Source organism: Pseudomonas sp. 9Ag (assembly GCF_902506445.1).
GTDB classification, from domain to species: domain Bacteria; phylum Pseudomonadota; class Gammaproteobacteria; order Pseudomonadales; family Pseudomonadaceae; genus Stutzerimonas; species Stutzerimonas stutzeri_AB.
The window spans coordinates 3,327,062-3,352,589 of sequence record NZ_LR733836.1; the positions used below are offsets into that span (position 1 = coordinate 3,327,062).

A 25,528-nucleotide genomic window follows, 5' to 3' on the forward strand; every position below is an offset into this window, starting at 1 on the left:
GAGTACTGCCGCCGGGCGAAAGGGAATTAGTTCGCGAGCGCGTGGTCGCAAAGCCGTCCTGGCAGAGGATCTCGCGGAGGTCCATGCCACGTTCTGGAGCGACTAGGCATGACAGACAGGTTCTGCCCATGCCCTTGAGAGGGAAATCGGGATGCCGAACAAAGTGAATCTGACCAGCGCCGAACTGGCCTACATCAATGAACTCGTCAGTGGCTCCTCAACGGAGCCAGGCGAAACGCGGGCAGGCTTTCGCGTCGACGGCGGTGAAAAGGCCAACGGCCTGCTTTTACAACTGGCCGCGAAGGCAAACCTGACCCTCGAAGCCGAGCTCGACGAATATTGCATGTCGTTCCCGCTGCAACTGAAGCAGGACGAGTTCCAGACGGTCCATTTACAACTGGCGCCTCCGACCATCTACGAGCGCGGACCGGTTCTGCGCGCCTGGCGCTTGCATCTGGATGAGCCGCTGCCACTGCTCTCCAATGACGGCAACGAGACCGCGCTGAGTGTCCACGAGCTGTCTCCAAACGGCCTGTTGGTGGACGCTGGAACCAAACACCGGGCCCCCAAACACCTGCATATGCGCCTGGCATTACCGGGAGAGGACTCCTTTCAGATCAACGCGCACCGGATTCGCCATGCCGAAGGTGGTATGACTGCTTACGAAGTCGCATATCCGCAGGACAAGGATGCCGAACGCATCCGCTCCTATCTGTACGAGCAACACCAGCGCCTGCATCCCGACCTGCAGCCGGAGCTCGCCGTCGACATGCCCGAGAGCTCTTAACCGGGCCGTTGGCTCCGCCTTCCCGTGCATGATGCGGCCGACGAGATAGGGCCGCTGCGCCCCCTGGTGTAAGCTGGCCGGCACTGCAGCCTTGCAAAGGCAGCGCGACCATTCTTCCACCTGGTATCCCAGCATGATTCAGCCGACGGCCCCGATACTGATTACCGGTGCCAGCCAGCGCATCGGCCTTCATTGCGCCGAGCGCCTGCTTGATGAGGGCCAGCCGGTAATCGTAAGCTACCGCACCTCACGCGCCAGCCTGGCTCGGCTTCGCGAACGCGGCGCCGTGACCTTGCATGCCGACTTTTCCGCCGCCACTGGCATACTGGCGTTTATCGCTGCTCTCAAGCAGCACACCAGCGTCCTGCGCGCGATCGTACACAACGCGTCGGACTGGCTCCCCGAAACACCGGGGGAGGAAGCTGAGACCTTCCAGCGCATGTTTGAGGTGCACATGCTCGCGCCTTACCTGATCAACCTTCACTGCACCGAACTGCTGCAGCATGGTGGTCCGGCAGACATCATCCATATCGGTGACGATGTCACCCGTGTCGGCAGCAAAAAGCACATCGCTTATGCGGCCAGCAAAGCCGGGCTGGACAACCTCACCTTGTCGTTCGCAGCCCGACTGGCGCCAGCGATCAAGGTCAACGGCATAGCCCCCGCGCTGATCCAGTTCAACGAAGGCGACGACGAGGTCTACCAGCGCAAGGCGCTTGCCAAGTCCGCCCTGGGCATCGAGCCCGGTGCCGAGGTGGTCTACCAGAGCCTGCGTTATCTGCTGGATAATCCCTATGTCACCGGCACCACGCTGAGCGTGAACGGTGGCCGCCACCTGATCTGATAGGCCAAGGAATCCCATGCCCCGATTGGAACCCGCCATGGCGCGCATCCGCGTCAAAGACCTGCGCTTACGTACCTTCATCGGTATCAAGGAAGAGGAAATCCTTAACAAGCAGGACGTCCTGATCAATCTGACCATCCTTTATCCGGCAGCCGATGCCGTGCGCGACAACGATATCGACCATGCGCTGAACTACCGAACCATTACCAAGGCGATCATCCAGCACGTCGAGGACAACCGCTTCGCCCTGCTCGAGCGACTTACCCAGGAGATAGTCGACCTGGTCATGGCGCATCCGCAAGTGCGCTACGCCGAGGTCGAAGTGGACAAACCGCACGCTCTTCGTTTCGCCGAATCGGTATCGATTACCCTCGCCGCTCATCGTGACTGACCGCCCGCGTCAGTCGCTGCCGTAGGCCAGGGTTGTCATCAGCGCCCGGTCACCGCTGCGCGCATCCAACCGCGTGTGCTGAATGACCACCGGTATGTTGGAGATAAACACGCTGGCGTAATCGGTCTCACGGGGCACAGCCTCCGGCGTCTGCAGATCATCGAAGCGCAGGTGCAAGGTTCGCCGCGCCGGGACGCGTATGGAATATGGTCCGACCGGCTCGCGGTCAGCGAAGTACAGCGTCAGCTCGATCACGGCCTCCAGCGGGCCGGCGTTCAGAATGCATGCCGTCTCGTGGCTGCGCAGTGCCGGCTCATCGGGTTTGGGCCCCAGCGCCGGCAGGTAACCTTCGGCTATCACCCAATGCTTTTTCCCAATCACATCCAATCTCCTTTCAGCTTGATGACCGGCTGGCCATCCTGTTTAGCGGAGACGGTTCATGCCGCTAAAGTTCCCCGTCGCTCGCTGGCCCAGGACCTGCGTCGAGGTTATGATCCCGCCCACGTCTGCAACGCCGAGACCTTTGAAAATGAATGAGCAAGAACGCACCGAACTCGAAGCCGCTGCCTTTCGCCGCCTGGTCCAGCACCTGCGCAGCCGACCGGATGCACAAAACATCGATCTGATGAACCTGGCCGGCTTCTGCCGCAACTGCTTGTCCAAGTGGTACAAGGCCGCCGCCGACGACCTGGACATCGAAGTCAGCCTCGACGAAGCGCGCGAAGAGGTCTATGGCATGCCCTACGCGGAATGGAAGAAACGCTATCAGAAGGACGCGACGCCAGAGCAACAGGCTGCGTTCGACAAGGGTCAGAAAACATGAGCAGCCTCAGGGACTTTCGCGCCAGCCTGCGCAACCGAAACCACCCTTTCAGCGAGACGCTGGCATTCATCACCAGCGCCTACGACTATCAGCCAACCCGTTTCTTCAATGGCGGCATTGAAAACGCCGCCGGCCAGAACGAGGGTTCCTGCAAAACGCTGGGGCTGGCCGTGCTGGAAGGATTCACCACTGAAGAAGCCTTGCTGGCATTCGGCGAGCACTATCAGTCGGTGCTGGAGAATCCCAGTGGAACCGACCACCAGAACATTCGCGCGCTGATGGATACCGGGCTTCCGGGCGTACGTTTTGATCAACAGCCGCTCAGGCGCAAGCCGGTGAATTTCGAAGAGAAATAAAAAAGGGCCGGCCAGGCACTTGGGGAAGGCTTGAAGCGGACGGCCCTGAAAACCAAAAGGAGAGTTCGGGGCTAGCCTAATGGCCAAGCGCAACGCTTGGCCATTACCTAAAGCGGATCGGCCCCATAGCGCTGGACTATCGACTGCTATGCCGCTTTTCCCACCTCGTCAAAGTCGGTAAGGTCCGGACCGTCCTTTCCGGAGTATCGCCAATGCCCCTCGCTGCCCTATCCGGCCCCCAATACCTGCGTGAAGGTCTGAAGCTAATTCTCAGCCCAGGACTCAGGCTGTTCGTCATTCTGCCGCTGACTGTCAATCTGCTGCTGTTCTGCGGCCTGATCTACCTCGCTGTGCGCCAATTCGGCGGCTGGGTCGACGCCTTCATGCCTAACCTCCCCGAGTGGCTGATGTTCCTCGAATACATCATCTGGCCTCTGTTCGTGGTACTGGTGGTGCTGATTGTGTTCTTCACCTTCACCATACTCGCCAACATCATTGCCGCGCCGTTCAATGGTTTTCTCGCCGAAAAGGTGGAAACCGTGGCGCGCGGCGTCGACAGCGCGCCGCCGTTCAGCTGGAGCGAACTGCTGGCGATGCTGCCGCGGACCCTTGGACGCGAGGCACGCAAGCTGGCGTATTTTGCACCTCGGGCGCTGGCGCTGCTGGTGCTCTCATTTATTCCAGTGGTCAATCTGGTCGCGGCGCCACTGTGGCTGCTGTTCGGCGTCTGGATGATGGCGGTGCAATACATCGACTATCCAGCGGACAACAACAAGCTGAGCTGGGCCGAAATGATGGTCTGGCTGCGCCAGCGCCGCTGGAAGAGCCTGAGTCTCGGCGCGGTGACCTACGCAGCGCTGCTGATTCCCTTCGTCAATCTGCTGATCATGCCGGCAGCTGTGGCAGCCGCAACGCTGTTCTGGGTGCGTGAAGGCGGTAAGTCGACCATGCCCACGACCGTCGATTCGTGAACTGCGAGAGGTAGAGGTGTCTAGATCTGAACACCTTCACACAGGGAGACTCGCAATGGCGCTTACCGCACTCGCAATCAACTGCACCCTCAAGGCATCGCCCGCAGAATCGTCCTGCAGCCTGCTGCTGAGCCAAGCTCAGCGCGAGCTTGAAAAGCTCGGCGTCAGTTGCGAGCAGATCCGCGCCGTGGACTTCAACATCAAGCCGGGCGTGACATCAGACGAAGGCGAAGGTGACGACTGGCCGATGATCAGGGAAAAGGTTCTTGCGGCGGACATCCTGATTCTTGGCACGCCGATCTGGCTTGGCCATCCAGCCAGTGTCTGTCAGCGCGTACTGGAGCGCCTGGACGCGTTCATTGGTGAAGTGGATGACGAGCAGCGGATGGTGTCCTACGGGCGGGTCGCTTGCGTCGCGGTGGTAGGCAATGAAGATGGCGCCCATCATGTGGTCGCCAGCCTCTATCAAGGACTGAACGACGTAGGCTTCACCATCCCTGCCAACGGCTGCACCTACTGGGTCGGGCCGGCAATGGGGTCGACGGATTACAAGGATGTGGAAGACCCCGGCGAGAAAATTGGCAAGACCAATGCCATGCTGGCGCGCAACGCCGTGCACATGGCCAAGCTGCTCAAGCAGGCCGGTTACCCGGGCGCCTCGCAATAACGCTGCGCAAAAAAAAGCCATCGCGAGGATGGCTTCTTTGCAGCTGCAGGTCGGGTGACCTGTCAGGCCAGCGTCTTCAACGCTTCACGACTAAAGGGCAGGATGTCCTGCATACGCCCTTCCTTCACTTTCAACGCCCAGTCCGGATCGCAGATGAGCGCGCGCCCTACTGCGACCAGATCGAACTCCTGCTTGTTCAGACGCTCCAGCAAGCCTTCGATGTTGGCCGGCTGCGCCACCTTGTCAGTCTTGACCATGAACTGCAGAAATTCGCCATCAAGCCCCACGCTGCCGACGGTGATGGTGGGTTTTCCAGTCAGTTGACGGGTCCAGCCAGCGAGATTGAGTTCTGAACCTTCGAACTCTGGCTCCCAGAACCGGCGCGTCGAGCAATGGAAGATGTCCACGCCCGCTGCAGACAGCGGCTCGAGGAATTCGCCCAGCGCTTCGGGCGTGGTGACCAGGCGCGCGGTGTAGTCCTGCTGCTTCCATTGGGAAAAGCGGAAGATGATCGGGAAATCCGGACCTACCGCGGCACGTACCGCCTCGATCAGCTCGATGGCGAAGCGCGAGCGATTGGCCAGACTGCCACCGTATTCGTCGGTGCGCTGATTGCTGCCTTCCCAGAAGAACTGATCAACCAGGTAGCCGTGCGCACCGTGGATCTCGACACCATCCATGCCGATGGTCTGGGCATCTTTGGCGGCCTGAGCAAAGGCCGCAATCACGTCCTGAATGTCCTGTTTGGTCATGCCGTGCACAACCACCTGGCCATCCTTAAGCTTCTCCATCGGGCCATAACCTGGCACTTCCGGCTCCGGCTCGGTTCCCACGTGGCGAACATTGCCCACGTGCCATAGCTGCGGAACGATCTTGCCGCCTTCGGCGTGTACAGCATCGACCACGGCCTTCCAGCCGGCCAGCGGAGCTTCGCCGTAGAAGCGCGGCACCTGCGGATAGCCATTGGAGGCCTTGTGCCCGACCGTGGTGCCCTCGGTGATGATCAGCCCTACACCCGACGCGGCACGACGACGGTAGTACTCGACGACGTCCGCGGTTGGCACGCCGTTGGGCGAGAAAGAACGGGTCATCGGCGCCATCACGACACGGGTCGGCAGTTGCAAGCTACCGAGTTGGAAGGGTTGGAACAGGGCGTTCACGGCTGCGGTCATTGCTGTCTCCTTTGACTTGAAGCAAAAGCGACCGGTCGTCTCGCCGATCACCAAAAAAAATCAGCGGGGCGTCAGCAGACGCTCCAGCTGGGTTAAAAAAATGCTCAATGGCGCTGCGCTGCGGCCCACCTTCATACGCAGCAAGGCGCCTTCCCAGGCATTGCCGATGAATTCAGCCAGCGCCAGGCAGTCAGTGTCGGCATCGACCTCACCGGCCGAGCGCGCCTGCTCAAGGCAGCTAGCCAACAGCTGGACCGAACGCATCAGGATCGCCTCGACCTGTTGGCCGATGGGCTGCGAAAGCTCGGCCATCTCAAAGCTCAAACTGCCGATGAAACAGTGATACTCGGGACATTCCTGCCGCGAAAAATGAGCCACGACCTCAGCGTAGTAACCGAGAACCCGTGCCCGCGGGCTCTGCCGAGCATCGAGCAGCGCTGCTTGATAACGCTCAAGCCGCGGTTGATAAAGATGCTCAAGCGCCTGCAGGGCGAAATCTTCCTTGCTGGCGAAGTAGTGGTAGAAGGACCCTTTGGGGATGCCGGCTGCCTGGACGATCTCCAACACGCCGGTGCCGTGATAACCACGACGGGTCATCACCTGAGCCCCTTTGGCCAGGATCAGGTCACGCTTGTCGTTGCGGGCTTGGTTGCTCATGACGACGAGCATATGACCGGTCGTCTAGGACGAACACCATCATCCACGGCGCTTATTGCCGTGCAGTTCTGTCGCGATGGTGGTTTTTCAGAAGAGCGGTCAGCGAACGCCAAACAACCCTGAACGGAGATGGCGCGCTCAGGCGAGCGCGCTTTCGATGGCCTGGATCAGCGCTGGATCATCCGGCGCCGTGCGCGGGGAGAAGCGCGCCAACACGCGTCCGTCTTTGCCCACCAGAAACTTCTCGAAATTCCAGCTGATGTCGCCAGGGAAGTCAGCGCCCTCGCCCGCCAGCAGGCGATACAACGGGTGACGCTGCGAGCCATTGACCTCGAGCTTGCTGCTGATGGGAAACGTGATGCCGTAGTTCTCATCACAGAATTTCAGGATGTCCGCGTCGCCGCCCGGCTCCTGAGCGGCGAACTGGTTGCAGGGAATGCCCAGCACGCCGAAACCCCGATCCTGATAACGTTCATGCAGTGTTTGCAGACCTGCATATTGAGGCGTGAGACCGCACTCGGAAGCCACATTGACCACCAGTGTCACCTGGGATTTCAACGGCGCCAGGGGAAGTTCCTGGCCCGCAAGGCCGGGCAGAACCAACTCGTGAAACGCGCTCATGTGTCTCTACTCCAGAGTAAAAAAGCGCTCCGGCAGAACCGAAGCGCTTCCATGGCCCGATCGAATCGGGCTTTCGCTGACCAGCCGCCTGCGGGCGCCAATCAGTGTTGGTGACCACCTTCACCATGCACATGGCCATGAGCGATTTCTTCGTCGCTGGCTTCACGTACATCAACAATCTTCACTTCAAAGTTGAGGCGCTGACCGGCCAGAGGGTGGTTACCGTCGACGATCACATCGTCGCCTTCGACATCACGAATGGTGACGATCTGCATTCCTCCGTCCGGGCCGGACGCATGGAACTGCATGCCCACTTCCAGTTCATCGACGCCTTCGAACATCGCACGATTAAGCGTAGCGACCAGCTCCGGGCTGTACTCGCCATAGGCATCCTGCGGCTCGATGGAGACCTTCACCTCGTCACCACCCTGCTTGCCCTCCAGGGCTTTTTCCAAACCGGCAATGATGTTGCCCGAACCGTGCAAATAGACCAGCGGCGCGCCGCCGGCCGAGCTGTCGATCACTTCACCCGCATCGTTGGTGAGTGTGTAGTCGATTGACACAGCCTTGTTAGCGGCAATCTGCATGAGGCGAAACCTTTGTTGAGGGGATGTAAGGCAAAGTCTAACCGCGACCTGCATTGATTGCGAACCGCCGCACGATTTAGGGGACCATCGGCAGCAAGCAAAAACAGCCTGAAGTCATGCGTAGGACGCTACCAAATACAACCTTTGGAGAGCATCGCTGCCCCATCAGGTGTGCAAGAATTCACGCCTGTAAATGTAGGCGACCTATTTCAACAATTAATTTCGCATCCAAGGAGCACCGATGTCAGCTCGAAACATCCTGGTGATTAACTGCGGCAGCTCGTCGATCAAATTCGCGCTGGTCAACGAAGCCCAAGCGACTTTCCCCCTGCAGGGCCTGGCCGAACGTCTCGGCACCCCGGAAGCCGTCGTGCACTGGCAGCTGGGGGACACCAAGCAGAGCCTGAACATTCCGGGTGCTGATCACCGTGCCGCACTCGAAAAACTCCTGCCGGTGGCTCAAGAGGCCGCAGGCGGCAAGCTGGACGGGATCGGCCATCGTGTGGTCCATGGTGGCGAACACTTCACCGGCTCCAGCCTGATCGACGAGCCGGTGCTCAAGGCAATTCGCGACAGCGCGCAGCTGGCGCCACTGCACAACCCAGCCAACTTGGTCGGAATTGATGCAGCCATGGCCCTGTTCCCGGGCCTGCCGCAGGTCAGCGTGTTCGACACCGCTTTCCACCAGACCATGCCGGAGCATGCGTTCCGCTACGCCGTGCCGGAATTCCTTTACAAAGAACACAGCGTCCGCCGCTACGGTTTCCACGGCACCAGCCACAACTACGTCAGCAAGCGTGCCGCCGAGATGACTGGACTTCCGGTCGATGACAGCTGCTGGCTGACGGCTCACCTGGGCAACGGGTGCTCGACCTGCGCCATCGTCAATGGCGAAAGCCGTGACACCAGCATGGGCCTGACCCCGCTGGAAGGCCTGGTAATGGGCACTCGTAGCGGTGATGTCGACCCTAACCTACACAGCTACCTGAACCGCACCCTGGGCTGGAGCCTGGAGCAGATCGATCGCATGCTCAATCACGACAGCGGCCTGAAAGGTCTGTCCGGACTGTCCAATGACCTGCGCACGCTGCAGGAAGCCCGGGTTGCTGGGCATCCCGGCGCCACCCTGGCGTTCGAAGTCTTCTGCTACCGCCTGGCCAAGTCCCTGGCAAGCATGGCCTGCGCGCTGCCGAAACTCGACGGACTGATTTTCACCGGCGGCATCGGTGAGAACTCGACGGCTGTGCGCACCCGCACCCTCGAACACCTGAAACTGTTCAACTTCAAGCTGGACGAAGACGCCAACGCACGCTGCACGCGGGGTGTCGGCGGGGAAATCCAGGCGGCAGGCAGCCCCCGCGTGCTGGTGGTACCGACTAACGAAGAACGTCAAATCGCGCTGGACACACTGGCGCTGCTCGACGCCTGATAGCGCGCCGACGGTTAGACGCACTGAACGAACCCGACGACCGCAAACGGCGTCGGGTTTCGTCTACTTGGCATCGCCCTTCGCCCGATAGGAGATCATCATGCATACCTTATTCCTCGCCCCCTGCGGTTTTGGCGGCGGCCTCAACTCCATCAGCCTCGGCCTGATCAGCGCACTCCAGCGCGCCGGGTTGAAGGTTGGCTTCTTCAAGCCCATCGCCCAGCCCTTCCCCCACGATCAAGGCCGTGAACGCTCTTGCGTTCTGGTAGAACGCACCCTGAATATCCTGTCGCCCGAGCCGTTGCCATTGGAGCAGGTCGAGCGTCAGCTGGCCGATGGCGAACTCGACCTGCTGCTCGAGGACGTGGTCAGCCGCTATCAGGAGGTTGCCGCGGGCAAGGACGTGGTCATTGTCGAAGGCATGGTGCCGACGCGTGAGTTCAACCACACGTCAAGAATCAACACCCATCTGGCGAAAAGCCTGGACGCGGATGTCATTCTGATTGCAGCGCAAGGCAGTGACACGCTCAAGCGTCTGGCCGAGCGCATCGAGATCCAGGCCCAACTGTTCGGTGGCGCCAAGGACCCGAAAGTGCTGGGCGTGATTCTCAACAAGGTCAAGGGTGACGACGGCGCGCCCGCCTTCATCGACGGCCTCAAGGCGCAGCTGCCCCTGCTGGGCACTGCAGATTTCCAGCTGCTTGGCGCAATTCCTTTCGCCGACAAACTCAACGCTTTGCGGACGCGCGACATCGCCGAACTGCTCGACGCCAAGGTGCTTCATGCCGGTGAAGCGGAGCAGCGTCGCGTCGACAAGATCGTACTCTGCGCCCGCGCCGTCCCCAATACGGTGCAGCTCCTGCAGCCAGGCGTTCTGGTGGTCACCCCGGGCGACCGCGACGACATCATTCTGGCCGCGAGCCTGGCTTCGCTCAACGGCGTCAAACTCGCAGGTTTGTTGCTCTGCAGCGATTTTGCCCCGGACCCGCGCATTCTCGAGCTGTGCAAAGCAGCGCTCGATGGCGGCTTGCCGGTGATGACCGTGCAGACAGGTTCCTACGATACGGCAACCAATCTCTTCGGGCTGAACAAGGAGACCCCAGCGGACGACATCGAGCGCGCCAGCCAGGTTACCGACTTCATCGCGCAGCACCTGCAACCCGAACTCCTGCATACCCGCCTCAGCGTGCCGCGCAGCGAATTGCGACTGTCGCCACCGGCATTTCGCTACCAGCTGGTCAAGCGCGCCCAGCAGGCAAACAAGCGCATCGTTCTGCCGGAAGGCAACGAGCCTCGCACCATTCGCGCCGCAGCGATCTGTCAGGAACGTGGCATAGCGCGCTGCGTGCTGCTGGCCAAGCCGGAAGAAGTCCAAGCCGTTGCGCGCGAGCAAGGCATCCAGCTGCCGGCAAGCCTGGAAATTCTCGACCCTGAACTGATCATCAACCAGTACGTCGAGCCGATGTGCGAAATGCGCAAGGCCAAGGGCCTGACTCCGGACGATGCGCGTGAGCAGCTCAAAGACACCGTGGTACTTGGCACCATGATGCTGGCGCTCGACGAAGTGGACGGCCTGGTTTCCGGCGCCGTGCACACCACTGCCAATACCATCCGCCCGGCATTGCAGCTGATCAAGACTGCACCTGGCTACAGCCTGGTTTCTTCGGTGTTCTTCATGCTGCTGCCGGATCAGGTACTGGTCTACGGTGACTGCGCGGTGAATCCGAACCCGAACGCCACCGAGCTGGCGGAGATCGCCCTGCAGAGCGCCGAATCTGCAGTCGCCTTGGGCGTAAACCCACGCGTGGCGATGATCAGTTATTCCACCGGCACGTCCGGCAGCGGCGCCGAGGTGGAAAAGGTTGCTGAAGCCACTCGCATCGCCCAGGAGCGCGCCCCCAGCCTGCCAATCGACGGTCCGCTGCAGTACGACGCTGCGTCGGTCGCCAGCGTCGGCAAGCAAAAGGCGCCCAACAGCCTGGTCGCCGGTCAGGCTACGGTGTTTATCTTCCCTGACCTCAACACGGGTAATACGACCTACAAGGCGGTTCAACGCAGTGCCAACGTGATCAGCGTCGGCCCGATGCTGCAGGGTCTGCGCAAGCCGGTCAATGACCTGTCCCGCGGTGCTCTGGTAGACGACATCGTGTTCACCATCGCGCTGACCGCTTTGCAGGCCGATAACCAAAAGGCCTGATGGCACCTCGCGCCCGGCCAGCTGGCCGGGCGCTTCGCAATCTCTAGCACTACTTTTTGGCCTTGCAGTTCAGCCCGCAATCGGTACTCTTGCCGCCTTTATTGACGGACATAAGACCCAATCGATGCTGAGCGTCCTTCCTGCCCCGCTCCGGGGCGTCCTGGCCGGCCTGACACTGGCATTGAATACCCTCTTCTGGTGCTGGCCGCTCTTTGCGCTATCACTGCTCAAGCTGGCATTGCCCATCCCGCGTATCCAGCGAGCATTGCGCTTTGGCATGCACTGGATCGCCGAGTCCTGGATGGCGGTCAACAGCTTCTGGATGGACCAGGTGCGCCGCACCGAGTGGGACGTACAGGGACTCGACAAGGTCGACCTGCAGCACTCTTATCTGGTTACCAGCAATCACCAGAGCTGGGCTGACATCCTGATGCTGCAATACCAACTGAACCGGCGAATGCCGATCCTGAAGTTCTTCCTCAAGCAGGAGCTGATCTGGGTGCCGGTTATCGGTCTGTGCTGGTGGGCGCTGGAGTTTCCCTTCATGAAACGCTTCAGCAAGGAGTACCTGACAAAGTACCCGGAAAAGCGCGGCGAGGACCTGGCGACCACCCGCAAGGCCTGCGAGCGCTACCGGACCAACCCGGTGTCGGTGTTCAACTTCCTTGAAGGCACTCGCTTCACCGAGGACAAGCACACTGAGCAGGCATCGCCCTACCGTTACCTGCTCAAACCCAGGGCCGGCGGCATAGCCTTCGTGATCGATGCCATGGGCGAGCAATTGACTTCGCTAGTCAACGTGACCATCCACTACCCGGGCGGCAATCCCAGCTTCTGGGACCTGCTCTGCGGTCGGATAGGTCAAGTCGTCATGCGCATTGGCACGCAGCCGATCCCTGCCGAGTTCCTGCACCGCAGCTACGATCAGGACGAGGCCTACCGGCTGAGCTTTCAGGAGTGGGTCAATGAGCTCTGGAGCGACAAGGATGCCGAACTCGAAAAGCTACACCGGCAATACCCGCCTCGCGATGGCGCTTCAGGCTAACCCGACCGGCCGACACTAGTCGGCCTGTCGATGTTCCAGCTGTAGCCAGTCGATTGACCGCGGAAATTCCAACGCGTCCTCTACGGCCAGTCCTGGCGCGACCAGAAAACCCTGCATCACCTGGCAGTCGTGGGCGATCAGCCACTCACGCTGAGCCAGGGTTTCAACGCCTTCGGCGATCACCTCCAGCCCCAGATTTCGGCCCAGATCGATAATGGTGCTGACCACCGCGGCATCGCGTGGCGAATCAAGCATATTGGCAATAAACAGGCGGTCGATCTTCAGCGTATCCAGATCGAAATGGCGCAGGTAGGCAAGCGATGAGTAACCGGTGCCGAAGTCATCCACCGCCACCCTCACGCCCAGCTCACGCAACTGCCGAAGCTTGTCGCAGCTTTGCTCCAGATCCTGCATCAGTGCGCCTTCGGTGACCTCCAGCTCCAACTGGCGAGGATCTAGCTGATACTCATCGAGCAGGCGTCGCAACTCGTCGATCAATCCGGCCCGGCCGAACTGCACCGGGCTGACGTTGAAGCTCAGCACCAGCTTGTCACCGAATCGCTCACGCCAGTCGCGGCACTGAGCCAGCCCCTCACGCAGTGCCCACTCGCCGACCCGATCAATCAGCCGGGTCTCTTCCAGCAAGGGGATGAACACACTCGGCTCGACCGCACCGCGCCCCGCGTAATTCCAGCGCAGCAAGGCCTCGAAGCCTCGCAACTCGCCTGTCTCGAGCACGACCTGTGGCTGGTAAGCCAAGGCGAAACCATTGCGCTCGATGGTGCTGCGCAAATTCTCTTCCATCATCAGGCGCGCATGGGCCCGCCCATTCATCTCACCGGAGAAGAAGCGATATTGCTGCCGACCGTTGCGTTTGGCCTCGTACATGGCCATATCGGCCGAGCGAAGCAGCTCCTCGACGCTCTGGCCGCAATCCGGGAAATGCGCGATGCCGATACTGGCGCCGAGCGTCACGTCGGTCCCTTCGATGGTATGTCGAACCGAAATCAGCTCAATGAGCTTCTCGGCGACCTTGGCGGCATCTTCCGGGTGGTCCAGCGAGTCCAGCAGCGCGGTGAATTCGTCTCCGCCCATCCGCGCAATGATGTCGTAGGGCCGCATGCAGGCCTCGAGCACGCGCGCCACGCGACAGAGGATCTCGTCACCGGCATCGTGGCCCAGCGAATCGTTGATGCGCTTGAAGCCATCGAGATCGATGTAGAGGATGGCCATGCGTTTGCCGTTCCGGTCGACCCTCGCCAGCGCCGAATCCAGTGCCTGATGAAAGCCACGTCTGTTGAGCAGGCCGGTCAGCGAGTCGGTTACCGCCTGGGTCTCCAGCTGCACGTGAAGACTGCGCACCACGGACATATCCAGGGCGATGACAACCATTGAGCGCTGCTGACGAGGCAATGGCGATGACGACAAGGCCACGGGCAGCGTGTCGCCGTTGGCGGTGAACAGCTGCGCTTCATGAAGACGGTAGGTGCTGCCGCTACGCCAATGCTGGTAGAAATCGGTGTCGCGCCAGGACTGAGGCATCTGCGGCGACGCCAGATGCTTGATCAGTGCGGTCCCCTGCAGATCGTCGACACTGGTGTGCAGCATTTTGGCAATCGCCGGGTTGGCGAAGTTGATGAAACCGTCCTCACCCACCACCAGAATTCCTTCGGCGGCATTGCTCAGCACCGATGCGTTGAACGCGCGGGCACTGTCGAGCTGCTGGCTGAGGACCTGCAAGTCACGCCGATTGTGCTCATGACTGAGCAGCGTATTGATCTTGTGCTTGAGCACCTGCGGATCGAACGGCTTGAGAATGAAATCAACCGCACCCGTGGCGTAACCTCGCAGTACCGACTCACGGGTGTGCGCGATGGCCGAGACAAAGATGATCGGCGTGTAGCGCGAGTGCGGACTGCCGCGCATCAGGCGCGCCACTTCGAACCCATCCATGCCGGGCATCTGCACATCCAGCAGCACCAGCTCGACATCCAGGTCGAGCAGGGCCTGAAGTGCGGCTTCGCCAGAATTAACCGTATGGACCTGCCAGTCACCGTCGCCGAGCAAGGCCTCCATGGCCACCAGGTTCGCTTCGCGATCATCGACGACCAACAATGTACGGGTCCGAGGCTGAGATTGGGGTTGCGACCACGCCATCAGCCAAGCTCCCAGTACAACGTAATGCGGCTTCCGCTACCTGCGCCGACAGGGACGCCAGCTCGGCTTGATCGATGCGTCACACACTTCTCCTTACGGACTTGCATGGGGGCCATCAGTACGCTCCAGACGCCGCAGCAGTTCGACCAGCCGGGCGCTGTCGACCGGTTTGAACAGGATGTCGTCGGCACCGGCCGGAAGCCTCTGCTCTGTCACAGCCGTATCAGAGCCGGCTGCCATTGCCACAATCGGCACCTGACAACCATAGTCGTTTCTGAGCTGATGTATCAGGGCGGGGCCGCCGTTATCCGGCATCGCCAGATCCACCAACGCAAGATCGAACGCATCTTGATCGAAGCGTTCCAGCGCCTCGGCACAGCTTGTGACGGGCACCACCTGCAACCCCTGCTCGTCAAGCAACGCACTGACGGCATAGATCGCCCGCACGTCCGAATCCACCAACAGCACCCGCTGCCCTAGCAGGGGATGTTCCAGTTCGCCTATTCCCCAAGCAGCAGCATCAACCCCGCCGGGCTTAAGTGCATCTTCCATATGCTCAATTCCTTCTGTTTTTGACAACGCAACCGCCGAATAACGCTTAAGCCGCTGCAGATTCTTTTCCGATAACGTATCTCGACTGGTCAGGATCACCCGGACGTCTTTGAGCGAGCGCAGGCGGTCAAGCGCATCGAGCAGCTCCAGCCCGCTTTCGCCTGAGAGATCGAAGTCGACGATCAGCGCTGCATATCGGTGCTCTGCATAGGCCAGTCGGGCCTCTTCACTGCGTTGGCATTCGCTGACCCGGTAACCGAGCCGCTCGAAATATTCACGCAGTTGACGGCGCCGCTCCGGATCAGTTTCCAGCAGCAACAACCGAGTCGAATTGCCTTCCTGCCGCGACAGATCGACAAACAGGCGCTCCAGCTCCGACTGGGCCACGGGCTTGAGCAAGTAGCGTGAACCGTCATCCGACCAGCCCTGCGGCTGAGGCACGCAAGAAATGATATATACCGGCGTGTCCTGATGCTTGGGGTCGGCTCGCAACGCCCGATGTATCTGCCAGCCGCTGACATCAGGAAGCAGAACATCCAGGATCACCGCCGCGAAGCTGTCGTGAGCGAGTGCATCCAGCCCCTCTTGCCCAGTACCGCATATGACACTGGAAAAACCGTGGGACTGTGCCACCTCGGCCACTACCGAGGCGAAATCGACATCGTCCTCGACAATCAGCAGACCACCACCCTGACCACGGCGCTGCATGGGCCGCAGCGTCCGAATCTCGGCTGTCGCAGACGCTTTCAAGGGCAGCTCGACGGTGAAACTGGAGCCCTGCCCCGGCGAACTTGTAAGACGGATCCCGCCACCCAGCACCTCGGCGAGCTGCCGCGCAATAGCGAGCCCCAACCCCGTGCCGCCGTATTGGCGGCTGATTGAGCCGTCGATTTGCTGAAACGCCTGAAAGATCCGTTCGTGTTGGTCCTCGGCGATGCCGATACCGGTGTCAGTCACGCAGATCTGCAGCATGTCTTCGTCGCCAGGACTTTCGGCCGGCCGGCTGCTCACGTGAATATCAACGGAGCCCTGCTCGGTGAACTTCAAGGCGTTGGTCACCAGGTTGCGCAAGATTTGCTGGAGCCGTGCACGGTCGCTGACGAGCGACGGCGGAACCTCAGGGTCGATCCGGCTAGTAAGGGATAGTCCGTTCTGATCGGCCATCGGTTGCAGTGCAGCCATAAGCTCCGCCAGCAACTCGCCGATGTCGAGCGGTTCCGACTTGATTTGCATGTGGCCAGCTTCGATCTTGGCCAGGTCAAGCACGTCATTGATCAGTTGCAGCAGATCATGACCGGCCCGATGCATGATGTCGGCGTGGCGAACCTGCTTCTCGGTCAGGTTGCTCGCCGCGTTCTGTCTCAATTGATCGCTCAGGATGAGAATACTGTTGAGCGGCGTGCGCAGCTCGTGCGACATGTTGGCGAGGAACTCGGATTTGTACCGGTTGGCGGTCATCAACTCATTTGCTTGATCCCGTAGACGCCGCTCCGCGGCTTTGCGGTGAGCGATATCGATCACCACCGCCTGCACCAGTTGCTCTTCTCCGCTGCGCAGTGGCGACAGGCCGACTTCCACGGGCAATAAATGGCCATCCCTGTGGCGGCCGAACAGTTCGCGATTCTCACCCAGGCGACGTGATTCGAGCGACTGGCCAAACCGGTGACGCACCTCGATATAGATCTTGCGCATCGATTCGGGAATCAGCATTTCAACCGGCTGACCCAACAGCTCTTGTCGGCTGTAGCCGAACAGCAACTCGGTCTGACGGTTGACCATTACGATCTGCCCTTCTTGATCGAACAGCAGAAAAGCATTCGGCGAGGCTTCGACCACATTACGGAAGCGCTCTTCGTCACGCTTGCGCTGCTGCAAGTCCACCAGATTGAGCAGGTGGTGAACGGTCTTGTCGCGCTTGAAACTGGTCAGACTGAGCGAAACAGGTACGGGAGTGCCATCTTCCCGCAGGGCTTGGCTCTCTTGCTGATTGGCGTCCAGCAGATTCCCGTCCGCCGCCTTCTGGAAAGCTGAAGGAATGTAGTGACTGAGGCGCTCACCGGCGAGCAATCCCGCACTGCTGCCCAGCAGCGCAGCGGCGCTCTGGTTGGCCAGCTCTATGCGTCCTTCATCGCTACACAACACAGTGGCTACCGGCAGCTGTTCGATCAGTTGACGAAACCACGCCTCACGCTCCTGAAGCTGGGCGCCGAGCGCCTGGCTGCTGCGCAGGGTTCGTTCGCGCAAATACAGGTAGCCGCCAATCAAGATAGAGAACAAAGCAGCTGCGGTCAGCGCCGCCGCAAGATTGAACGCCCGCCCAACCCGATTGAGGATGGCTTCGTATTCCGGTGTGCTGGCAACTTCCAACTGCCAGCTGCGGCCGTACATGTAGATATTGCGGACGCGATGGAAGCTTGCATCTTTACTCACCGGAGCGCGCCCGACCAGCAACGGCTCGTTCGGGGCAGCGGCGTCGAAGAGCTGCAATTGAAACAGCTTGCTGCGCGAGCCCAATACCCCTTCCATCAGATCGGTCAGCCGAAAAGCGCCATGAAGCGTTCCTGCAAACGATTCCTGCCGTTCCTCCAAGGTCGTAATTGGCGCCCGGGCGCGATAAAGCGGCAGATACAACAAGATCCCTACTTGGGCATTCTGCTCTGTCTCTTGCTTGAGTCGCACCGGCCCAGTGAGCATAGGGGTGCCGATATTGCGCGCCGCCATAACGGCTTCCCTGCGCGTCTCTTCACTCAGCATGTCGTAACCCAACACACGCCGATTACGCCAGTCGAGCGGATGGATGAAATCGACGATCAGGTAATCGCCGCGTTCACCTCGGGGATACATGCGGAAATCACCGCGACCGCTCTCGCGAATTTCAGCAAGGGTCGAATCGAGGTTGTCCGCGCGCGCATAGCGAGCGAGCGCAATGGCCTGGATACCGGGGTAGAAATCCTGAAGCTGAAGCTGATCGGAAGCTCGATTCCAATCCTGCAGACTGACCTCATCACTGCCGACAAAAAGCCCTGCCAGTCCGCGCAGGACCATCTCGTACGCGCGCATACGCTCACGCAGAGTGCTTTCGACGTCATTGACCGCCAGGTTGAATCGCTGGGCCTGCTCAGCGCGCACGCGCATTTCCTGAACATGCCATTGCCAGCCGACCCATCCTCCGAGCCCCGCCATCAGGGCCAGCGTCACTACCAATGGCAGCCAAGGCTTACGAGAATGGAGAGCGGAACGATCATCCATTCGACCTCCTCAGTGCCACTACATGGCTCGCTGTCACGAGCTTCAGAGTCGTGGATCGCTCAGAGGTTCAATTGAAGCGATAAAAAGCTATAAAGCTGACGCCACCAAAATGGCACAAGCAAAGCCGCGACGACCTTGCCTGTGCCGGGCCGCTTAGAGCGGTCTCAGATTGATTTCCACACGGCGGTTCTGCGCGCGACCAGAAGCGGTGTCATTGCTGGCGATCGGCTGGCTCGAGCCCGCGCCATAGGACGAGATACGCGACGCTGGCACGCCATTGCCTTCCAGGTAAGCCGCAACGCTACGGGCGCGACGATTCGAAAGGTCCTGATTGAGTTGCTGCGAGCCGGTGCTGTCGGTATGGCCGGTGATGTCGATACCGTTCTTGTTGAATTCTTTGAACACCTGAACCAACGAATTGAGCGTTGGGTAGAAGCTGCTGGAAATATCGGCCGAGTTGCTTGCGAAGGTGATGTTGCCCGGCATGATCAGTGTCAGGTTATCGCCTTGACGCTGGACCTGTACGCCAGAGCCCTGCAGCGTCTGGCGCAGCTTGGCTTCCTGAGTATCAACGTAATAACCATAGCCGCCGCCCGCAGCACCGCCGACTGTGGCTCCGATCAAGGCGCCTTTGGCGCGATCCTTTTTGCTGGAGGTGGCCGCACCGATCACTGCGCCGCTGACCGCACCAATACCGCCATAAATACCAGCCTTGCCAGCTTCTCGCTCACCGGTATAGGGATTGTTGGTACAGCCGACCAGCAGCGCAAGGGTGGCGGCGAGTGCGGTCAGGTTACTGATCTTCTTCATATCTACTTCCTTCATCTGCGGGACGCCAGCCCGTTACAACACGGACTGGAATGCGCCGTTAGGGTAACACCCGACTGCCGGCGGAACCGGAACGTCCCGACGAACCCGAAACGATTCGAGCTCCAGGCGACAGCCGCAAGTCCTTCTTTCGCTGTTGGCCTTGAAGGGAAGCCGCCGCCCCAATGACGGACTGTAGATAGTGCCTGTGCGGACCTAATGACCAAGTCACGACCTCGATGAAAGGCCGCAGCGAGATCAAACACAGGCGGGCAAAACCCTATCCTATACCGAGGAAATAACGCTATTGCCTTCCTCAACCCAGCGCGCGATGTCGACGCGGATACGTTTCTTGTCGAGCTTGCCCACACTGGTCTTGGGAATATCCTCAACCACCGCGATCTGCTGGGGGATGGCCCATTTGTTGATCTGGCCCTGCTCCACGGCGGGCTCGAGGAATGTTTGCAGCGCTCTCGCATCCACCTGCTTGCCTTCGCACAGTACCAGCAAGGCAAAGGGTCGCTCGCCCCAGCGCTCATCCGGCACACCCACCACCGCGACGTCGCGTACTGCCTCGTGCCGGCTAATGAGACCTTCCAGAGCCAAGGAAGACACCCACTCGCCGCCCGTCTTGATCACGTCCTTGATGCGGTCACGAATGTCGATATTGCCCATTTCATCAAGGGTGGCAACGTCACCGGTATGCAGCCAACCACCGGCCCACAGCTCTTCACTCTTCTCCGGATTGCCCGCGTAGCCCTGCGTCAGCCAGGGAGCCCGAAGCACCAGTTCGCCCTGGGAGGTGCCATCGGCAGGCAGAAAGCTGCCGTCCGGCGCCTGAATTGCCGCATCGACCAACACCACCGGAATCCCGGCTTTGAGCCGGTACGTGATCTGCTCATCCTCACTGGCGTTACGCAGCTCGTCGTTGATGTGAGCCCCGGAGATCAGCGGGCAGGTTTCCGACATGCCGTAGGCAGCCACCAACTGCATGCCACACGCCCGCGCCGATTCATATAGGCCCCGCGTGAGTGCACTGCCGCCGATGGTGATCTTCCAGCCATTGAAGTCCGTACCCTGCGCTGCTTTGGCTTTGAGCAGCATCTGCACGATGGTCGGCACGCAGTGGGAAAAGGTTACTTTCTCCCGACGCCACAGCTCGATCAGCAGCTCAGGATCGTAACGCCCCGGATAGACCTGTTTGAGGCCCAGCATCGTCGCCACATAGGGCAGGCCCCAGGCATGTACGTGGAACATCGGCGTGATCGGCATGTAGACGTCGCCCGCCGCCATCAACTGGGGATTCTCGCGACAGCCAACCGTTACCGCGCTGGCCAAGGTATGCAAGACCAGCTGGCGATGCGTGAAGTAGACCCCCTTGGGGTCGCCGGTGGTGCCGGTCGTATAGAAGGTGGTCGCCACCGAGTTTTCATCGAAATCGGGAAACTCGTACGTCGCCTTTGCGGCCGCCAGCAAGCTCTCATACTCGCCGATGCAGTTCGGCAACTCGCACTGCTTGTCATCAGCATCAGTGATCAGCAATGTCTTGTCGACCGTGGTCAGCTGCCCGGCAATGGCGTGGTAGAGCGGCGCGAACTCGCTGTTGACGAGGACGACGCGATCCTCGGCATGATTCATCGTGTAGAGAATCTGCTCGGGTGACAGCCGCACGTTGATGGTATGCACCACCGCCCCGATCATCGGAATCGCAAACATGCATTCCAGGTAGCGATGGCTGTCCCAGTCCATAACCGCCACGGTATCGCCCGCCTTCACCCCGGCCTCTGTCAGCACATTGGCAAGCCGAGCAATGCGCTCGCCGAGGGTGCGGTAGTCGAAACGCAGCTGATCGCGATAGACGATTTCGCGGGTACGCTCGTAGCGCTGCCCCGACAACAGCAGGCTCTTGATCAACAGGGGGTACTGGTAGGCATTCGCGGCGGGTTTGATCACTCGTGTCTGCAGCATAAGGCTTCCTGTTATTGATGTTATGAGACGCACGCTAGACGTTTACGCGGCCACCGGTGCGACGTTCAGCCGTGCCGCCTGCCTTCTTCGGACAATCGGTGCCGCCGTTGTTCAGCCTGTGAGACCTCGTGATGCAGCGGCAGCCAGGCGGGCATCATCAAGCGATCTCGCTTGCCGCCAACCTGATACCAAGACCGATCAGCACCGCGCCCGTGACGCGATCAAACCAATGCCCCATGCGGGCGAATCCGGCCCGAACACGCTCGCGGCTGAACAACCAGGCCACCAGGCAGAACCACACTCCGGTCGCGCCTGCCAGATATAACCCATAGGCTGCCTGAACGGCGAGCGGGGTATGGGGGTCGATAACCACGGTGAATAGGGACAGAAAAAACAAGGTCGCCTTGGGATTCAAGCCATTGGTGACGAAACCAACGGTAAAAGCGCGTCGTGGGCTAATCGCAACACTGGACGCGGACGATGCAAGGTTGTCCACCGCGACAGGCTTGGCACGCAGAGCCTGAAAACCCAGATAGAACAGGTAACCTGCCGCTAACCATTTGAAAAGGTTGAATAACATGATCGACTGCGAGACGATCAGACCAATCCCTAACAATGAATACCCCACGTGCAGCAAGATGCCGCTGCCGACACCGATGGCCGTCCAGCTGCCGCTGCGCTGACCGCGGGCGACACTTTCGCGCACGACTACTGCAAAGTCAGGCCCGGGACTGGCGACAGCGAGCAAGTGAACCAGCGCTACAGTGAGAAACTCCATCCAGTACATCTAGCGACTCCGTTATTTCCGGGGCGGGACGTCCGCCCGCTGATTCATACGAGTAAAGTCCATGAGCAAGTACCGCGCTGTATTCCTTGATCTATCACCGCTCGACCAGGGCGATCTTGACCTGGCCCCGTTGCAGTCAGCCTTCGCTGAATTGACCTGCCATAAGGAGACCAGCGAAACGCAAATCGTCGACCGACTGCAAGGCGCGGAAGTTGCCATCGTCAACAAGGTCACCTTGAGCGATGCCACGCTGGCCGCCTGTCCGGATCTGAAATTGATTCTGGTCGCCGCCACTGGCATCAACAACATCGACCTGGCGGCAGCCAAACAGCGCGGCATCGCCGTATGCAACTGCCAGGCTTACGGCACGGCTACGGTGGCCCAGCACACGCTAATGCTACTGCTCGCACTGGCCACGCGACTACCCGATTATCAGGCCGCCGTGGCGCGCGGCCGCTGGCAGGAAAGCGGACAGTTCTGCCTGCTGGATTTCCCCATCGTCGAGTTGGCGGGCAAGACGCTCGGCGTGCTCGGCCACGGTGAGCTGGGCGGCGCCGTAGCCAAGCTCGCCGAGGCGCTGGGCATGCGTGTGCTGACCGGCAATCTGCCCGGGCGCCCGCCTCGTCCGGACCGACTGGAACTGGACGAGTTGCTGCCGCAGATTGATGCCCTGACCCTGCACTGCCCGCTCACTGAGCAGACACGCAACCTCATCGGTGCGCGCGAACTGCAGCTGATGAAACCCGCGGCCTTCGTCATCAATACCGCTCGCGGCGGCCTGATAGACGAGCAGGCGCTGGCCGACACTCTGCGAAGCGGCCACCTGGGCGGCGCTGCCACAGATGTGCTAATCAGCGAACCACCGAGCAACGACAACCCGCTGCTGGCTGCGGACGTACCGCGCCTGATCGTGACACCCCACAGCGCCTGGGGCAGCCGCGAAGCCAGACAACGCATCGTCGGCCAGCTGTGTGAGAACGCGGAGGCGTTCTTCGCCGGCAGCCCCAAGCGTCAGGTCGGCTGACGCTTCTGCAGCCGGGGACAAGGCTGGTAAGCTCGCCAGCTTTTGTCCGGAGGCAAGATGGATCCGAGAAGCGAAGTACTGCTGCGCCAGACCGAACTGTTCAGCGGTGACTTGCTGCTTGCCGGGCTGCCCGCAGACGACCTGCTCGGCCAACTGCCTGAAGCCATCGGCTGGAGCTGGCACGCCGGGACGCAGCAACGACTGCAAGCGCGTTTCGCCGAGCGTTGCGCATTTGGTGTCGAGCCGCCCATAGCCTCGTTCGACAGCGCCGTTCTGTTCCTACCCAAGTCTCGGGAACTGACTGATTACCTGCTGAGCGCGCTGGCCGCCAGATTGCCGGGCCGTCTGCTGTATCTGGTGGGTGAGAAGCGTGCCGGCGTGGAGCGTGCCGCGAAACAACTGGCTCCCTTCGGCGAAGCGAAAAAACTCGACAGCGCCCGGCATTGCCAGCTCTGGCAGGTCAGGGTCACAAATAGCCCACCGGCTCCAGAATTACAGACCCTGGCTCAGCACTTCGAGCTCCCACTCGTGGACGGCCCGCTGCGCATCGTCAGCCTGCCTGGCGTGTTCAGCCATGGCCGCCTTGATCGCGGTACCGCACTGCTGCTAGACCAGCTCGATGGGCTGCCAGCTGGCCGGCTGCTGGATTTCGGCTGCGGCGCGGGCATCATTGGGGCATCACTGAAAAGACGGTATCCGGACAGTGAAGTGGTGCTGCTGGACGTCGACGCTTTTGCAGTCGAAAGCAGCCGCATGACCCTCGCAGCCAATGGTTTACAGGCTCAGGTGATCGCCGGGGACGGCATCGATGCTGCCCCGCAAGACTGCACCGCCATCATCAGCAACCCACCGTTTCATCAGGGCGTCCACACGCACTACGAGGCCAGCGAAACGTTACTGCAACGCGCGGCCAGTCATCTCCGGCCGGGTGGCGAGCTACGACTGGTAGCCAATGCGTTTCTCAAGTATCCGCCCCTGATCGAAACCCATCTGGGTCGTTGCGAAACACTGATCAGCGCGGACGGCTTCCGCATCTACCGTGCGCAACGCCCCTGATCCGGTAACGTCCCGACTTGCGCAACGCGCCACGCTTGGGCAAACTCGCGCCCGTCCTGGGGGAGTAGTCTCCGGCAAGCGCCCAGCTTGCCTGGCATGCGTCAACATACTTGGTCCACAGACCATGGTGCATGCGACCCGCGCGGCTTGTCTCGGCAGCCAGCGCTCGGTTTGACAAGACCCATGACACGTACACCTGACCCGGGGCGGGCAGGCGGTGCGTGTCATGGTGATTAGTCGACCCGCCCCCGCAAGGAAGTACGTTGGAATCGTTCTACATCCCCACCCTGATCGTCGCACTCGCTGAGATTGGCGACAAAACGCAATTGCTCGCCCTCTTGCTGGCCGCCCGCTACCGGCGTCCAATGCCCATCATCTGGGGCATTGTGGTGGCCACGCTGGCCAACCATGCCGCTGCTGGGGCCATCGGCAATTGGGTTTCGTCGCTGGTCTCGCCTGCCATTCTCAGCTGGATTCTGGCCGCCTCTTTCGCCGCCGTTGCCCTGTGGACGCTGGTACCAGACAAGCTCGAGGAGGAAGAAGCTTCGCGTGGTCGACGCTTCGGCCCCTTCGTGGCGACACTGATTGCGTTCTTCCTTGCTGAAATGGGCGACAAAACGCAGGTGGCTACCGTCATGCTTGCCGCTCAGTATCCTGACTTCATCCTGGTGATCATTGGCACGACCCTTGGCATGCTGATCGCCAATGTGCCGGTGGTGCTGGCCGGTAATTTTGCCGCCGACCGCATGCCACTCACGCTGATTCGCCGAATCGCCGCCGTCGGCTTTGCCGGTTTGGCGCTGTACGCCGTCTATCAGGCCCTGAGCTTGAGCGGCATGCTTCCAGTCTGATACCCAGCGCAAATTGCCTCGCCACGGGTGCTGTTAGAGTGCGGGTTCACCGCATTCTGGCGGCACTTGAGGGGAGCAGGCGGCATGTCACCGGAGGAACGAAAACGGCGGGTTCGGCTGCATATCGACCTGAGCTGGATCAAGGGTCGACTGGCATTGGCTGAACAGCTGCAGAGCCGGTACTTCAGCTACAAGAGCTCGTTCATCTCACAGCCGGTCAACAGTGCCGGTTTCGGTCTGATCGTAAGGGAAATCCGTCAGGCCATTCCGGATCTGGAAGTTGCGGTAGATGAATGCCTCAGCGAAGGCAACCGCGTGGTGACCTCCAGCACCCTGTTCGGCACCCTGGAGAAACCCGTATTCGGCGTCGCCCCGAGCGGCAAAATCCTCACTGTCGCCGCGATGTCGATCTGGACGCTCAATCCGAGCGGCGATATCGAGGAGATCAGTACCCTCTTTGACCTGGAAAGCGCTCGTAGTCAGCTAGGCTTGGAAAGCCCTCTCCCAATCAAGGTGCCGCCGACCTGAGA

24 protein-coding genes and 1 riboswitch are annotated in these 25,528 nt (G+C 60.6%); of the genes, 14 read left to right on the plus strand and 10 right to left on the minus strand.

Going from position 1 to position 25,528, the window contains the following annotated elements:
• Positions 1-151: 151 nt before the first annotated feature.
• From ALTERO38_RS15085 to folX, 3 genes are all read left to right on the plus strand, one after another.
• A complete protein-coding gene (locus tag ALTERO38_RS15085) occupies positions 152-787 on the plus strand; it encodes a PilZ domain-containing protein (RefSeq protein WP_159968881.1) in 636 nt (211 codons plus the stop codon).
• Between the two features lie 133 nt (positions 788-920).
• Positions 921-1,631 (plus strand): dihydromonapterin reductase, encoded by a 711-nt coding sequence (folM, locus tag ALTERO38_RS15090; RefSeq protein ID WP_159968882.1) that lies wholly within the window; start codon positions 921-923, stop codon positions 1,629-1,631.
• A gap of 16 nt (positions 1,632-1,647) precedes the next feature.
• The gene (gene folX / locus ALTERO38_RS15095) at positions 1,648-2,022 is read left to right on the plus strand and encodes a dihydroneopterin triphosphate 2'-epimerase (protein ID WP_159968883.1); all 375 of its coding nucleotides are present in this window, start codon (positions 1,648-1,650) and stop codon (positions 2,020-2,022) included.
• 9 nt (positions 2,023-2,031) lie between these two features.
• On the opposite strand, the gene ALTERO38_RS15100 is transcribed toward folX, so the two are convergent.
• The gene (locus ALTERO38_RS15100) at positions 2,032-2,403 is read right to left on the minus strand and encodes a sensory rhodopsin transducer (RefSeq protein ID WP_218581730.1); all 372 of its coding nucleotides are present in this window, start codon (positions 2,401-2,403) and stop codon (positions 2,032-2,034) included.
• 148 nt (positions 2,404-2,551) lie between these two features.
• Between ALTERO38_RS15100 and ALTERO38_RS15105 the strand changes: the two genes are divergently transcribed.
• From ALTERO38_RS15105 to ALTERO38_RS15120, 4 genes are all read left to right on the plus strand, one after another.
• Positions 2,552-2,845, plus strand: a complete 294-nt coding sequence (locus ALTERO38_RS15105) for a DUF1244 domain-containing protein (protein WP_102835656.1) — start codon at positions 2,552-2,554, stop codon at positions 2,843-2,845.
• Positions 2,842-3,201, plus strand: coding sequence for a HopJ type III effector protein (locus tag ALTERO38_RS15110; protein WP_148926713.1), 360 nt, complete (start codon positions 2,842-2,844; stop codon positions 3,199-3,201). Before ALTERO38_RS15105 ends, ALTERO38_RS15110 begins: the two co-directional genes overlap by 4 nt.
• A gap of 212 nt (positions 3,202-3,413) precedes the next feature.
• Positions 3,414-4,172, plus strand: coding sequence for a sulfate transporter CysZ (gene cysZ, locus ALTERO38_RS15115; RefSeq protein WP_159968884.1), 759 nt, complete (start codon positions 3,414-3,416; stop codon positions 4,170-4,172).
• Between the two features lie 55 nt (positions 4,173-4,227).
• Positions 4,228-4,839, plus strand: a complete 612-nt coding sequence (locus ALTERO38_RS15120; protein WP_159968885.1) for a flavodoxin family protein — start codon at positions 4,228-4,230, stop codon at positions 4,837-4,839.
• 62 nt (positions 4,840-4,901) lie between these two features.
• Here the strand turns inward: ALTERO38_RS15120 and ALTERO38_RS15125 are convergent, their stop codons facing one another.
• From ALTERO38_RS15125 to ALTERO38_RS15140, 4 genes are all read right to left on the minus strand, one after another.
• Positions 4,902-6,011: an NADH:flavin oxidoreductase gene (locus ALTERO38_RS15125; RefSeq protein ID WP_102835652.1), complete on the minus strand. Its 1,110-nt coding sequence runs from the start codon at positions 6,009-6,011 to the stop codon at positions 4,902-4,904.
• 60 nt (positions 6,012-6,071) lie between these two features.
• The gene (locus ALTERO38_RS15130) at positions 6,072-6,668 is read right to left on the minus strand and encodes a TetR/AcrR family transcriptional regulator (RefSeq protein WP_159968886.1); all 597 of its coding nucleotides are present in this window, start codon (positions 6,666-6,668) and stop codon (positions 6,072-6,074) included.
• 138 nt (positions 6,669-6,806) lie between these two features.
• The gene (locus tag ALTERO38_RS15135; protein ID WP_159968887.1) at positions 6,807-7,289 is read right to left on the minus strand and encodes a glutathione peroxidase; all 483 of its coding nucleotides are present in this window, start codon (positions 7,287-7,289) and stop codon (positions 6,807-6,809) included.
• Positions 7,290-7,390: 101 nt separating this feature from the next.
• Positions 7,391-7,876, minus strand: a complete 486-nt coding sequence (locus tag ALTERO38_RS15140) for a peptidylprolyl isomerase (RefSeq protein WP_102835650.1) — start codon at positions 7,874-7,876, stop codon at positions 7,391-7,393.
• Between the two features lie 241 nt (positions 7,877-8,117).
• Between ALTERO38_RS15140 and ALTERO38_RS15145 the strand changes: the two genes are divergently transcribed.
• From ALTERO38_RS15145 to ALTERO38_RS15155, 3 genes are all read left to right on the plus strand, one after another.
• Positions 8,118-9,305 carry an acetate kinase gene (locus ALTERO38_RS15145; RefSeq protein ID WP_102835649.1) on the plus strand — a complete coding sequence of 396 codons (1,188 nt, stop codon included), beginning with the start codon at positions 8,118-8,120 and terminating at the stop codon, positions 9,303-9,305.
• 100 nt (positions 9,306-9,405) lie between these two features.
• The gene (pta, locus tag ALTERO38_RS15150) at positions 9,406-11,502 is read left to right on the plus strand and encodes a phosphate acetyltransferase (RefSeq protein WP_102835648.1); all 2,097 of its coding nucleotides are present in this window, start codon (positions 9,406-9,408) and stop codon (positions 11,500-11,502) included.
• A gap of 124 nt (positions 11,503-11,626) precedes the next feature.
• Positions 11,627-12,547 carry an acyltransferase gene (locus tag ALTERO38_RS15155; RefSeq protein ID WP_102835647.1) on the plus strand — a complete coding sequence of 307 codons (921 nt, stop codon included), beginning with the start codon at positions 11,627-11,629 and terminating at the stop codon, positions 12,545-12,547.
• A 15-nt stretch (positions 12,548-12,562) separates the two neighbouring features.
• On the opposite strand, the gene ALTERO38_RS15160 is transcribed toward ALTERO38_RS15155, so the two are convergent.
• The 5 genes from ALTERO38_RS15160 to ALTERO38_RS15180 form a co-directional block, all read right to left on the minus strand.
• Complete coding sequence (locus ALTERO38_RS15160) at positions 12,563-14,704, minus strand: EAL domain-containing protein (RefSeq protein ID WP_102835646.1); 2,142 nt, start codon at positions 14,702-14,704, stop codon at positions 12,563-12,565.
• A 93-nt stretch (positions 14,705-14,797) separates the two neighbouring features.
• Entirely contained in the window at positions 14,798-18,505 is a 3,708-nt protein-coding gene (locus ALTERO38_RS15165; protein WP_159968888.1) for a CHASE domain-containing protein, read from the minus strand.
• Between the two features lie 153 nt (positions 18,506-18,658).
• Complete coding sequence (locus ALTERO38_RS15170) at positions 18,659-19,315, minus strand: OmpA family protein (RefSeq protein WP_102835644.1); 657 nt, start codon at positions 19,313-19,315, stop codon at positions 18,659-18,661.
• A 282-nt stretch (positions 19,316-19,597) separates the two neighbouring features.
• Positions 19,598-21,280 (minus strand): fatty acid--CoA ligase, encoded by a 1,683-nt coding sequence (locus tag ALTERO38_RS15175; protein WP_159968889.1) that lies wholly within the window; start codon positions 21,278-21,280, stop codon positions 19,598-19,600.
• 157 nt (positions 21,281-21,437) lie between these two features.
• Positions 21,438-22,067, minus strand: a complete 630-nt coding sequence (locus ALTERO38_RS15180; protein ID WP_148926718.1) for a LysE family translocator — start codon at positions 22,065-22,067, stop codon at positions 21,438-21,440.
• A 61-nt stretch (positions 22,068-22,128) separates the two neighbouring features.
• Between ALTERO38_RS15180 and ALTERO38_RS15185 the strand changes: the two genes are divergently transcribed.
• From ALTERO38_RS15185 to ALTERO38_RS15200, 4 genes are all read left to right on the plus strand, one after another.
• Complete coding sequence (locus ALTERO38_RS15185; RefSeq protein WP_159968890.1) at positions 22,129-23,091, plus strand: 2-hydroxyacid dehydrogenase; 963 nt, start codon at positions 22,129-22,131, stop codon at positions 23,089-23,091.
• A gap of 57 nt (positions 23,092-23,148) precedes the next feature.
• Positions 23,149-24,147 carry a class I SAM-dependent methyltransferase gene (locus tag ALTERO38_RS15190; protein WP_159968891.1) on the plus strand — a complete coding sequence of 333 codons (999 nt, stop codon included), beginning with the start codon at positions 23,149-23,151 and terminating at the stop codon, positions 24,145-24,147.
• A 47-nt stretch (positions 24,148-24,194) separates the two neighbouring features.
• Positions 24,195-24,320, plus strand: a riboswitch (yybP-ykoY riboswitch).
• Positions 24,321-24,410: 90 nt separating this feature from the next.
• Positions 24,411-24,998 (plus strand): TMEM165/GDT1 family protein, encoded by a 588-nt coding sequence (locus tag ALTERO38_RS15195; RefSeq protein WP_102835639.1) that lies wholly within the window; start codon positions 24,411-24,413, stop codon positions 24,996-24,998.
• Between the two features lie 84 nt (positions 24,999-25,082).
• Complete coding sequence (locus ALTERO38_RS15200; RefSeq protein WP_159968892.1) at positions 25,083-25,526, plus strand: ester cyclase; 444 nt, start codon at positions 25,083-25,085, stop codon at positions 25,524-25,526.
• Positions 25,527-25,528 lie beyond the last annotated feature (2 nt).